This is a genomic window from Ensifer sp. GW821-FHT05G01 (assembly GCF_059419585.1).
Window position 1 is genome coordinate 120,000 of the sequence record NZ_JBWKSC010000013.1, and the last position, 11,499, is coordinate 131,498.

Genomic DNA, 11,499 nt, shown 5'->3' on the forward strand with positions numbered 1-11,499 from the left:
TCTTCAGCAAAGTGAGAACGGGCGGCCACTCATAGGCCGCCCGGCATGGTGTCTTCTGGCTCAGAAGTCGAAGTTGCCGATGTTGTCCTTGGTGAAGACGGTCCGCTCAGGCAGCAGTACGATACCGTTGCCTTCGGCTTCGTAGTCGTAGCCCTGGACCTTGTTGGCCGAGACTTCGACCGTGCCGACGCCTGGGACTTCCAGCTTGTCACCGACCTTCATCGGCCCATTTTTCAAGACGTGGTCAGCGACAAAGACCGAGATCTTGCCCTGTTGGGTCACATCCCAGAGGCCGAACCGCTTGATCGTGCCCCGCTCAATGTAGGGACGCATGACGTTGGGGGTCGAGAACCCGACGATGGTGACACCGTCGGCCCGCTTCAGGTTTTCGGCGGCCTGGGCGGCGGCAGGCAATGCGTTGGCGTCGGGCGCGATGATCGCGTCGAGATCCGGGTAGGTCTGCAGGATGCTTTCGGCCGTCTGCAGCGACTTCTGCGCATCATTGTAGCCATACTGCGTGGTGACGATCTCCCAGCCGGGATGCTCCTTGGCGATCTTCGCCTTGGCAGCTTCCGCCCAGGCGTTCTGGTCGGTGACGGTCGGGCTCGAATAGAAGAAGGCAACCTTCGCCTTTTCCTTCTTCACGCCCTCGCCGGCCATGTCGACGAGCAGGCTGCCAAGCTGTTCGGGCGTGCCCTGGTTGATGTAGTAGCTGCGGCAATCCGGATTGACGTCGCTGTCCCAGGTCATCACCAGCACTCCGCGCTCCATTGCACGCTTCAGCGCCGGGCACAGCCCGTCCGGCGAAACGGATGAAACGATGATGGCGTTGTAGCCTTGGTTGACGTAGTTGTTGATGAACTGCACCTGCCCGGAGACGCTCGGCTCGGTCGGACCATCGTAGGTGACCTTCGCGCCGACTTCTTCGCCGGCCTTCACGGCGCCAGCACCGCCGCTGGTAAAGAAACCGACCCCGACCAGCTTGGGGATGAAGGCGATCTGGGATTCGGCCTGAGCCGTTCCGGACGCGAGCATGGTGCCGGCAAGAAGGCTGGCCGCAAGGGCAGCGATTTTGATCATGGTGTTGGTCATTTTCTTTCTCCTCCTGAAGTAATTACCGCCCGGCCTTTCTGCTGCCTGGCAACGGCGACGAAATCGGCAAGCAAAGCGCTTCCGTGGCGCAATGCGACCGCTATAACCAGCAACCCTCCCGAAAGTGCGCTGGAAATCTGGCTTGAAACACCGCTCGCCTGCAGGCCCTGCTGCAGATAGCCGATGACGAATGTGGCGATGAGCGTCCCGAGAATGGAACCCTGGCCGCCGTAAATGGACGCGCCGCCAAGGACGGCCGCCGTGACGGCCGGAAGCAGCGTCGCGGCGCCGAGATCGACGCGCGCCGAGCCGAAATAGGCGGACATGACAAGCCCGGCTATTGCGGCGCATAGCCCGGTGACGACGTAGGTGATGGTCTGGATGGTGGCCACGGGAATGCCGGCGAAACGGGCTGCACTCTCCGATTGCCCCACAAGAAACACGGCACGGCCGAAGCGCGTGAAATGCAGCAGCACGACCAGAACGAAGGCAAGTCCGAGAAAGACGGCAAGGGTCGCGGGCAGCCCGAACAGCTGTGCGTAGCCGAACCCGTTGAAGGCTTCGGGGAAGTTGCCGATCCCTTCGTAGCCGCCAGCCCCGACAAGGCCGGAGGCGACGGTCGCAGTCCCCTGAAACAGATAGAGACTGCCGAGGGTCACGACGAGCGGCTGGATCTTCGACAGGTGGATGACCGCAGCGTTGAAGAGACCGCACAGCGCACCGGTCGCAAGCGCCAGCAGGATCGATAGCGGCAGCGGTACGGCGTAGAAGCTCGCGACCCCGAACACGATCGCCGCAAGGCCAATGGCCGATGCGAAGGACACATCGATGCCGCCGGCGATGATCACCAAGGTCAGCGGCAAGGCAACGATGCCGATCTGGACAAAATCCGAGGTCCCGTAGATCAGGTTCGCAGGATTGAGAAACCGCGGGTTGATGATGCCGAAGATTGCCAGTTCCGCCACCAGCATCGCGAGCAGCGCGGTCTCCCAGCGGAAGATCAACTTTTTCATCGGCTCGCCTCCGCGATCCCAGTTGTTGAAGACGTGGCATCGTGGACGGGCGCACGATCATGGATGGCGTAGCGGCGCGCACGAATGCGCCGCTCGATCAGTTGACGGATGCGGCCGTCAAGCAGGAGCACCGAGAGCAGCAGCGCACCGGCGATGAAGTCGTTCCAGTAGGCCGGGATTTTCAGGAAGACGAGCGCGCTGTCGATCGACGTGATGAAGATCACCGCGGCGACAACGCCTGCGACCGATCCGGTGCCACCGAGAAGACTGACGCCGCCGAGAACATTGACCGCGATCGCCTTCAGTTCGATGCCGTTGCCCGCCTGGTTCGGGATGAAGCCGATCTGGGCGGCAAAGACGATGCCGGCCAGCGCCGCGCAACATCCAGCGGCAACGAAAGCGGCAAATTGCACGCGCCGCACCGGCACGCCGAGGTGGTGCGCTGCCGCCTTGTTGTCGCCGACCGCGTAGAAGAAACGGCCGAAGCGCGTCTTGCGCAGGAACAGCCAGAGCGCAACGACGAGCAGCACGACGACGACTGTCAACGCTGAAAAGCCGAAGCCCAGATTGGTCGAAAGGGCCTTCAAGTCCTGGGGTAGGTCCTCGATCCAGCGTCCACCGGTCAATACCAGCATGATGCCGCGGTAGAGGCCAAGGGTCCCAAGCGTGGCGACGATCGATGGTATGCCGAGATAGGCGACCATCAGCCCGTTGAATGCACCTGCCAGGGCGCCGGTGAGCAGGCAAAGCGCGATCGCCAGCGGAAGGCTGAACCCCGCATTCAACAGCAGGCCAAGCACGGCGGCACTCAGGCCGAGCACCGAGCCGCTGGACACATCGATGTTGCGCGTCAGGATGACGACCATGGTGCCGAGCGAGATCAGCATCAGCACCAGACTGCTCGAAAGCACTGTCGAGAGCGTTGCACCGGAGAGGTAACCCGGCGCTGCCGCGCCGATTGCCGCGTAGGCAAGGGCCAGGATGAGGATGAGGGTAACAACGCGGTTGCGGGCAAAGAGATCAAGCATGGTGAGCCTCCGAGGCGCCGAAGGCCAGTCTGGCGATGGCATCGACGCTGATCGCCTCCGAAAGCTCGCCGCCGTGCCGGCCAAAGGCCATGACCTGCACGCGATCGGCTAATTGCTCAATCTCGTCGAAGTCCGAGGATATGAGGACGATGGCGACGCCTTCGCTGGCGAGCGTGCGGATCAGAGCGTAGATGTCACTGCGTGCGGCAACGTCGACCCCGCGCGTCGGCTCGTCGAGGATCAAAACCTTCGGCCCCGCCGACAGGCACTTTGCCATGAGGACCTTCTGCTGGTTGCCCCCGGAGAGACCGCGGGCTGCCTGCCCGGCGCCGGTACATTTTATGCCCATGCTGTCGCGGAAGCCGTCGAAGATCCGGCGCTCGGTTCCCGAGCGCAGGAAAAACGGCAGGCGATGGATCAGATAGGACGAAACATTCCAGTAGAGTGGCGCTTCGAGGAACAGGCCGTTCTGCTGGCGATCCTCCGGCAGATAGACGAGGCCATGATCGATGCACGACCGTGGCGATCGGCCCTTCAGCGCCTTGCCTTCCAGATGGACGCTGCCGGCGCTTTGTTTGCGCAGGCCGAAAAGTGTCTCTGCAAACTCCGTACGTCCGGCACCGACGACACCGGCAAGACCGAGGATTTCCCCTGCCCGGACATGGAGGTCGATATCGCGAAACCCCTCTCCCGACAGCCCGCGCACCGTGAGCCTCGGTTGACCGATCTGCGCCACCTTGCGCCCTGCCTTGGCGGTTCCTCCGTCGGCTGCAAGCTGTACGCGGCTCATTGCCTCGACGATCTCTGCGTCCGTATACTCGTCGAGTGGCCCAGAGAGCACGATGACGCCGTCCCGCAGCACACTGATGGTGCTGCAGATCTCCCGGATTTCCCGCAGCTTGTGGGAAATGAAAAAGATGCCGACGCCTTGACCCTGCAGTTTGCGGACGCGCTCGAAAAGTGCGCTCGTCTCAAAGGGGGTCAGAGCCGAGGTCGGTTCGTCGAGGATAAGGACGCGCGCGTCCCGCACCAGCCCGCGCAGGATTTCGACGATCTGCCGCTCGGCAATCTCCAGCGAGGCAGCCTGCGCATCGAGGTCCACGGCAACGGCAAGCTCGGCGACAAGCGTCTCGACGCGAGGCCGCAGCGAGCGTGGCGACGGCTTCAAGCCCAGGCAGATGTTTTCTAGTACCGTCTGGTTTGGCAGGATATGCGCTTCCTGCGGCACGAGATAGAGGCCGAGATCCTGGGCGAGCGCCGGCGAGGCGTGCGTCAACGTCCGGCCGTTGATTTCAATGCGGCCCGAATTGGCGGGAATCACCCCGGACATGATCTTCATCAGACTGGATTTGCCGGCGCCATTGCCTCCAAGCAGCGCGTGCACCTCTCCAGCTTCGAGCGCCAATGAGACGCCCTTCAGGACCGGCACCGCACCATAGGATTTCCAGATGTCCTCTAGAAGGGCGACCCTCCCGGCCGCTTGTTCCTTCGCCATTCCCCACCTGTTCAAATGTATTCGACTGGCATCATGTGATCATAATGGCTGTATGCCGTCAATATGCTCATCCGTACCTAACCACTCCTCGGATCGCTAATCTGGCAACGATTGTGCGAATAATTGCACGAAATCAGTTGGTTGCCAGGCAATAGATTTTTTCGGCGCTCAACACCGTTGACGTATCAAATGTTTTTGAGATACTCAAATGATCATAACAACCCAAAGGAATGGGCCGCATGGCTTCGGACAATGGCGAGTGGAGTTACGCGGATGCGGACGAGGAGACCCTCACCCGCATTGCCTGGTACTACTACAATGATGGCTTGACCCAGAACGAGATCGGCGAGCGACTGAACATGTCGCGCATCAAGGTGTCTCGCCTTCTGGAAAGCGGCCGCCGTTCCGGCATTATTCAGGTGCGCATCAATTCACGCTATCAGGGTTGCCTGACGCTGGAACGCGAGATCAAGGAGCGCTATGGGCTGCTGGAGGCCTACGTCGTGCCGCAGTTGCCCGACCAGGATCCGAGCGATCGTCTCGGCCAGGCGGCAGCCCAATTCCTCATGCAACGCCTGCAGCATGGCGACCTCCTAGCGGTGGGCTGGGGCGCTACCGTCAGCAACACCATCCAGCGGCTTGGCCATCTCGCCAACGAACGCGATATCGGTCTCGTCAGCCTGACCGGCGGCGTCGGAACCTATGTGGACGGCATGCGCACGGCCAACTGGGGTAGCAGCGTTCATCTTGTGCCCGCGCCACTTGTCGTCAGAGACCCACAGGTTGCAAGCAACCTTTCTTCGGAACCGGCCGTCGCCAACCTGCTCGATATGGCGCTCAACGCTTCCTTCCAGCTCGTTGGCATCGGTGAGCTTTCACCCGCCTCGACAGTCGTGCGCTCCGGTTATGTCACGCCGGATGAAGTCGAGCCGCTGCGTCGCAAGGGTGCGGTCGGCGACATCCTTTGCCAGTTTTACAACGAACAGGGCGAGGTGCTGGATCTGCCGCTGCACGATCGCGTGATCGGGGTGAAGCTTGCGACCCTGTCGCGGGCCGAAAAGGTGGTGGCCGCGGCAGGTGGCCTGCAAAAGGTACAAGCCATCCATTCCGCCTTGCGGGGAAAATTCGTCGGTATCCTCATCACCGATGAAACGACGGCCGCCGGACTGCTCGAGATCAAGGGCTAAGCATACGATGAACGCACGTTATCTCCTCGCAGTCGACGCGGGCACGGGCAGCGGCCGCGCCGTCGTCTTCGACCACGATGGCAATCAGATCGCCAGCGCCCAACATGAGTGGTGGCACAAGCCTGATCCGCGCTTTGCCGGCTCGATGGATTTCGATGTTGCAGGCAACTGGGCCCTTTTGGCGCGGGCGATCCGGCGCGTCATTGCCGATGCGGGGATCCGGGCAGCGGACATCGCAGCCGTCAGTGCCACCAGCATGCGCGAAGCCATTGTCGCCTATGATCGCGACGGCCAGGAAATCTGGGCCTGCGCCAATGTGGACAGCCGCGCCAACAATGAGGTGCGCGACCTGAAGCGGGACTTCCCGCAGCTTGAGGCGGAACTATACGCCCAATCCGGACAGACCTTTGCGCTCGGCGCCCTACCCCGGCTGCTCTGGCTGAAACGTAACCTTCCCGATGTCTATGATCGCGTGCATCGCGTCAGCATGCTGTCGGACTGGGTGCTCGCCCGGCTTTCGGGCGTGATCGCCAGCGATCCGTCCAATGGCGGTACGACCGGCCTCTACAGCCTGACGGAGCGCAACTGGCTCCCGGATGCGATGGCCAGCGCCGGCATGCGCGACGATATCTTCCCGCCGAGTGCCGAGCCGGGGGCCGTGATCGGTCACGTGACGGCAAAGGCAGCTGATGAAACCGGCCTTGCCGCGGGTACACCGGTGGTGATGGGCGGCGGCGACTGCCAGATCGGCGCGGCGGGTCTCGGCGTCGTCAACGAAGGTGATTGCGCCGTGCTCGGCGGTACCTTCTGGCAGCAGGTGGTCAATGTGGCACCATCCGTCACGGATCCGTCGATGGACCTGCGCATCAACCCTCACGTCGTGACGGGTCTCAACCAGGCCGAGGCGATCAGCTTCTTCGTCGGCATCGTCATGCGCTGGTTTCGCGACAGCTTTGGTGCCGAGGAGATCGCCGCCGCCGGCAGCGGTGGTGACGCCTATCGTTTGCTTGAGCAGAAGGCGGCGCTGGTTCCTCCGGGAGCCTACGGCATTATCCCGGTGTTCTCGGACGTGATGCACTATGGAAAATGGTATCACGCGGCCCCGTCACTGCTGAACCTCTCCATCGACCCAGAAAAATCCGGCAAGGCAGCAATCTTTCGCGCCCTGCAGGAAAACGCAGCCATTGTCGCGGCTCGCAACCTCGCCGCCATTTTCCAGCTTTCCGGCAAGACGCCTAAGAAGATCGTCTTTGCGGCCGGCGCCTCCAAGTCCGCCCACTGGTCGCAAATCCTTTCGGACGCAACCGGACTGCCGGTTGTCACGCCTGTTGTCAAAGAGGCGACGGCTCTCGGCTGTGCGGCCGCAGCTGCAATCGGCATTGGTCTTCACCGCGACTTCGTCGAGGCCGCCGAGAGTTGGGTTCGCTGGGACCGGCATTTCGAACCCAATGTCGAGCACAAGGCGATTTACGATGACGCTGGTGAACGTTGGGCCCGGGCCTACGCGCTTCAGCGTCAATTGGTCGATGAAGGCGTCACCACGGCCATGTGGAAGGCTCCCGGTCTCTAAACCCTTTCATCGCACGCACCAGCGTGCCGCTCTAACTTTACCAAGGAATACGACATGCTCATTCAGATGGTCAGCATCAAGGTCAAGGAAGGCCATGCGGCCGAATTTCTCGAGGCCTTTCGCATCAATTACGAAGGCACGCGCAGGGAGCCGGGCAACCTGCGTTTCGACGTCCTACGCGATCCGCAGGACGAAAACACCTTTTTGATCTACGAAGTCTTTCAATCTGCAGAGGCCCTGGAAGAACATCGCAAGACTGAGCATTACAAGGAATGCGTCCGCATGATTGATCCCATTCTGGCTGGACCGCGGACCAAGGTCTACTACAACGCCGAGATGGCTGACTTTCTCTAAAGCGCCCGTGCGTTCGACGCCGCGAAGGTCGACCGGATGGCGCCCGCAACGAAGGCGACTCGGTATCCCGTCGGCAGCGGCGTCGAGCAACAACCTGTGTCGTCCGAGCGATGCCTCGGCCTAGTTCGGGGCGACCGCCCTCACTCCGGCAGAGCTGAGGCCACCGCATCGCCAGACGCCATAGGCAGCGTGCGTGTCCCAGTCGTAGTAGAAGGCGGCCGTCAATTGCCCCGACAACATGAGGGTTTGAAACACGGACCGCATCGCCACGATCGCGTCGGCGCGTTTTCGGTCGTCGAGCGGGCATGAGCGGGTGGTGTTTGCCACCCCCCACTCGGTAACCCAGCAGGGCTTGCCCCGATCCCCTGCCGCACAGAAACGAAGGAGCCCGCGGATATAGCCGGCAAGCTTCGGCCCTGCCCTGCGTCCCGGATAGACGTGAATGCCATAGGCATCGACATAGCTGTCGATCCCGAGCGATTTCAGGAGTGAGATCACGTCTTCCGGGTCGAGGCGCTCCATGCCTCTTTGGTCCGCCTCGGCTGCATTCATGTCCGAGAGGCCGGCGGAGACAACCAGCGCATTCCTGCTGTGGGCCGTCGCCTTCAGCTCCTGCCTCGTAATTCTGGCAATCTCGACATAAGTCGCCAATCCACGCTCAAAAGCTTTCCGGTTGCGGATATCGGACACGCTGCGTGGTGTTGGGGGACCGGGTTCGCGAAACACGACCAGATCGCCATTATAGGCGCTGTAGTTGATCTCGTTGCCCGGCTCGACTGCGGCAAGCGTGACGCCTGCATCGTCCACGCGGTCAAGCGCCGCCTTGAGGCTTTCCCGATATCTGACCGGATCGAGGTCTGAAAGCCGGCGTATGTCCCATATGCGCCCGTAACCCGTTCGCGGGTCCACATCTTCGGCATAATAATCAGGATTCGTAAGCTGGATTTCGAGCAGTATCTTCAGCCCGAGACCGTGAGCGATCTCGACTGCTTCGATGCTCCTGTCAACCGGGGCCGACAGGGACAGCCGAACGTGCGTTGCGCCACTTGCCGCGATATCGCTCAGGATCTTCCTCTGTTCACCCGCGGGCAGCCAGGCAAGATTGACCCTGTTGATACCGAGGATGCCGGTTGCGCCTCGACCTTCTGCGTTCGCCGTGCCTGGCTCTATGGCAAAGAGCGAAAGCAGCGCGCAAAGAACGACCCTGCGCGCCACCGCATTCCATACGCCGCGCTCAGATCCCAATCTGACCGAGCACATTTCTGAAGTTGGCCTCGCAGGCCTGATAGCGGTCAATCGCCGCCTCGGAATCGATCTTCGACAGGAAGTTGGCGAGATAGGTGCGCTTGTCCGCCTCACGGTTCCAGGTCGCCGCCTCGATGTAGGGGAACCCGATGAACTCCAGCATTTCGCGCATGCGGTCGTCCACCGCGATCATCAGGGCGGGAACGCCCGCCTGCATGCCGATGATGCAGCCATGGAACCTGCGGCCGAAACACATGTCCCTGCTGGTGGTCCAGGTGCGCCACTGATTGGTGTCGAAGAACGCGATAAGCTCGTGCTCGCGCTGCCACTTTTCCTTGTGCTTGTACTGCGTCTCGCCGGTGATCCGTCCGCTGGCACGATCGTAAACCGGCGTCGCGTCGTCACCCGGCAGTTCCAGATTGTAGGCGATGACCTCATCCTGGACGACGTAGCTGGCAACGGATTTCGGACCGAGCAGGGCGTGCGCGTCGACGATCGTATCGGCAACACTGCCGAGATAACCGCCAAAGGCGATTTTCTGCGCGTCTGCGAGAGCCGGATTGGCAAGCGCCGTGAGGGACCGGGCCATCTGGTCGGGCGCGAAGTAGAGCGATGGGCAGCCCGTCGGCTTGACGAACTTCATCCCCTGCTCTTTCAGGAACTCTGCGGTAAAATAGCCCCGCGTCAGGAAGTAGCTCTCCCGGTTCCGGAGCACATCAAGAAACTTGAGCGTTCCGGCCGGCAGCAGTTCCTTGAGGCCCTCCTTGCGCTGGATGCCGATGCCCATCACCACAACCGGCATCTTCAGCTTGGCGAAAACCTCTGCCTCGAGATCGGCAGAGTACCCGGGGCGCAGCAGGTTGGCGGAAGCAAAGACGCAGAGATCGAACTCGCGGTTTGCCTGCTCGTAAACCTCGTCCGAGAATCGGTTGTTGGCCAGATGCCAGAACGGCACATAGGTAACATCGTGCCCTCGCAGGCTCTGGGCGGCCCCCTCGCCGATCAGATAATTGCCCGTATTGGCAATCTTCCTGACCTGAGAGAGGAAGTCCTTTTTTGCCGTCAACTCGTCGAAGTACGGGCGATGATGCACCGTCAGGCCGGAAACCGAGCCGATCGTGCGCTGCAGATACGAGGGAATCCCAGTAAGTAAGATACGCATAACTGTCCTTTGAACGAGCCCTTTGGGAGGATACCGGGTGCAACCGGAGCGTTTCCGGCCTGACGGAGGCCGCCAGAAACGCACTGGCTGTCTGTTTCCAAGCACGTCCTGGCGAGAAAGCCGGGACGCACCCTGACCGGAATTGCTCTATTGACCGATGCCGATTTCCCGCAACGTCGAGCGGAACGCACGTTCGCGGTCGGAGTATCTGTCGACGAGTTCCGAGGCATTGAGCTTCTTCAGATGGCCGGCGACGAACTCGCTGCGGTTTTCGGCGCCGTCGATCTCGTTGATGTCAACCGCCGGCAAACCGGTGTAGCCGAGCATTTCACGCATCCGGTCGTCCACCGCCACCATCAGGCTCGGGACACCCGCCTGCATGGCGATGATCGAACCGTGGAAGCGGCGGCCCAGGTTGAAGTCCATCGACGAAGCCCAGGCGCGCCACTGGTTGGTGTCGAAGAAGGTGCGCACCTGGAACGGCTTGCCGAGCCGGTCTGCACCGGGATAGGCGAGGTTGCCGACCATGGTGCCGGAAGCCGTGTCGTAGACGCGACCCTCGCCATTGGGTTCGACGCTCATGTCGAAATGGAGAAACTCGTCCTGGACCACGTATTGCGGCACACTGTCGCCGCCCGGCAGAGCCTTCGCATCCAGCACCGTATCCTGGTTGCCGCCGAGATAGCCGGAAAAAATGGTGCGCGCCTTGGCGACGTCAACCTCTGGTAGTTTCTTGAGCGATTTGCGCATGTTGTCGGGCATGAAATAGACGGACGGGCAGCCGGTCGGCCGCACGAACTTGAAGCCCTGGTCCTTGAGGAAACCTTCTGTCTCGAAGCCGCGCGTCAGGAAGAAATGTTCCCGATCCTTGAGGATGGCGAGCAACCGCTTGGTACCCTCCGGCAGATTGTTTTCCAGGTCCTTGCGGTTCTGCTGTCCGATGCCGAGCATGACGATCGGCATCTTGAGCTTTTCGAGCACATCGGCTTCCGCGTCGGCCGAGAGACCCTTGCGCAGCAGATTGGCGCAGGTGAAGACGCAGATATCGAAATTGGCGTTGAACTCGTCGAGGCCGACGCCGTTCTTGGCGCAATTGTAGAGATGCCAGAACGGCACGTGCTTGGCGTTTGGCGAAAGCGCTCGCAGCGCACCTTCGCCGATCAGGTAGTTGCCGGTGTTGCTGATATTGCGCAGCTCCTGCAGAAACTCCTCTTTCGTCTCCGGCTGTTTCTGACGCTCCGCATAGGAGACGAACAGACCGTGAGCGCCATTGACGAGGCGCGTGTAGTGGCCGGGAATACCGGTCACGAGAATCCTTGCAGGCATGCAATCGACCTTTCTGCTTAAAAGAAG

10 protein-coding genes are annotated in these 11,499 nt (G+C 61.4%); 3 read left to right on the plus strand and 7 right to left on the minus strand.

Features of this window, described 5'->3' with window-relative positions; genetic code table 11:
* Nucleotides 1–60 precede the first annotated feature (60 nt).
* The 4 genes from lsrB to lsrA are packed head-to-tail and all read right to left on the minus strand — an operon-like array spanning nt 61 to nt 4,628.
* Entirely contained in the window at nt 61–1,092 is a 1,032-nt protein-coding gene (lsrB, locus tag AC07UR_RS26905) for an autoinducer 2 ABC transporter substrate-binding protein LsrB (protein WP_209789833.1), read from the minus strand.
* Nucleotides 1,089–2,105, minus strand: a complete 1,017-nt coding sequence (locus AC07UR_RS26910; protein WP_209789834.1) for an ABC transporter permease subunit — start codon at nt 2,103–2,105, stop codon at nt 1,089–1,091. The genes lsrB and AC07UR_RS26910 overlap by 4 nt, the downstream gene beginning before the upstream one ends.
* Nucleotides 2,102–3,133: an autoinducer 2 ABC transporter permease LsrC gene (lsrC, locus tag AC07UR_RS26915; protein ID WP_209789835.1), complete on the minus strand. Its 1,032-nt coding sequence runs from the start codon at nt 3,131–3,133 to the stop codon at nt 2,102–2,104. The genes AC07UR_RS26910 and lsrC overlap by 4 nt, the downstream gene beginning before the upstream one ends.
* Nucleotides 3,126–4,628 (minus strand): autoinducer 2 ABC transporter ATP-binding protein LsrA, encoded by a 1,503-nt coding sequence (gene lsrA, locus AC07UR_RS26920; RefSeq protein WP_209789836.1) that lies wholly within the window; start codon nt 4,626–4,628, stop codon nt 3,126–3,128. The genes lsrC and lsrA overlap by 8 nt, the downstream gene beginning before the upstream one ends.
* Before the next feature lie 239 nt (nt 4,629–4,867).
* Here lsrA and AC07UR_RS26925 point away from each other — a divergent pair, with 239 nt between their 5' ends.
* From AC07UR_RS26925 to AC07UR_RS26935, 3 genes are read left to right on the plus strand one after another with little or no spacing between them, the layout of a single operon-like run.
* Nucleotides 4,868–5,815, plus strand: coding sequence for a sugar-binding transcriptional regulator (locus tag AC07UR_RS26925; protein ID WP_173422082.1), 948 nt, complete (start codon nt 4,868–4,870; stop codon nt 5,813–5,815).
* A 7-nt stretch (nt 5,816–5,822) separates the two neighbouring features.
* Nucleotides 5,823–7,385 (plus strand): autoinducer-2 kinase, encoded by a 1,563-nt coding sequence (gene lsrK, locus AC07UR_RS26930; protein ID WP_209789837.1) that lies wholly within the window; start codon nt 5,823–5,825, stop codon nt 7,383–7,385.
* Nucleotides 7,386–7,439: 54 nt separating this feature from the next.
* Nucleotides 7,440–7,739 (plus strand): antibiotic biosynthesis monooxygenase, encoded by a 300-nt coding sequence (locus AC07UR_RS26935; protein ID WP_209789838.1) that lies wholly within the window; start codon nt 7,440–7,442, stop codon nt 7,737–7,739.
* Nucleotides 7,740–7,859: 120 nt separating this feature from the next.
* Here the strand turns inward: AC07UR_RS26935 and AC07UR_RS26940 are convergent, their stop codons facing one another.
* The 3 genes from AC07UR_RS26940 to AC07UR_RS26950 all read right to left on the minus strand — a co-directional run bounded on the left by AC07UR_RS26940 (nt 7,860) and on the right by AC07UR_RS26950 (nt 11,472).
* Nucleotides 7,860–8,954: a glycoside hydrolase gene (locus AC07UR_RS26940; protein ID WP_327795835.1), complete on the minus strand. Its 1,095-nt coding sequence runs from the start codon at nt 8,952–8,954 to the stop codon at nt 7,860–7,862.
* 19 nt (nt 8,955–8,973) lie between these two features.
* Nucleotides 8,974–10,146, minus strand: a complete 1,173-nt coding sequence (locus AC07UR_RS26945; RefSeq protein ID WP_209789840.1) for a polysaccharide pyruvyl transferase family protein — start codon at nt 10,144–10,146, stop codon at nt 8,974–8,976.
* Between the two features lie 147 nt (nt 10,147–10,293).
* Nucleotides 10,294–11,472, minus strand: coding sequence for a polysaccharide pyruvyl transferase family protein (locus AC07UR_RS26950; RefSeq protein ID WP_209789841.1), 1,179 nt, complete (start codon nt 11,470–11,472; stop codon nt 10,294–10,296).
* Nucleotides 11,473–11,499: the final 27 nt, after the last annotated feature.

Coding starts and splice junctions, on each gene's coding strand:
- lsrB (WP_209789833.1), bottom strand. CDS start 1,092: ATGACCAACACCATGATCAAAATCGCTGCCCTTGCGGCCAGCCTTCTT.
- AC07UR_RS26910 (WP_209789834.1), bottom strand. CDS start 2,105: ATGAAAAAGTTGATCTTCCGCTGGGAGACCGCGCTGCTCGCGATGCTG.
- lsrC (WP_209789835.1), bottom strand. CDS start 3,133: ATGCTTGATCTCTTTGCCCGCAACCGCGTTGTTACCCTCATCCTCATC.
- lsrA (WP_209789836.1), bottom strand. CDS start 4,628: ATGGCGAAGGAACAAGCGGCCGGGAGGGTCGCCCTTCTAGAGGACATC.
- AC07UR_RS26925 (WP_173422082.1), top strand. CDS start 4,868: ATGGCTTCGGACAATGGCGAGTGGAGTTACGCGGATGCGGACGAGGAG.
- lsrK (WP_209789837.1), top strand. CDS start 5,823: ATGAACGCACGTTATCTCCTCGCAGTCGACGCGGGCACGGGCAGCGGC.
- AC07UR_RS26935 (WP_209789838.1), top strand. CDS start 7,440: ATGCTCATTCAGATGGTCAGCATCAAGGTCAAGGAAGGCCATGCGGCC.
- AC07UR_RS26945 (WP_209789840.1), bottom strand. CDS start 10,146: ATGCGTATCTTACTTACTGGGATTCCCTCGTATCTGCAGCGCACGATC.
- AC07UR_RS26950 (WP_209789841.1), bottom strand. CDS start 11,472: ATGCCTGCAAGGATTCTCGTGACCGGTATTCCCGGCCACTACACGCGC.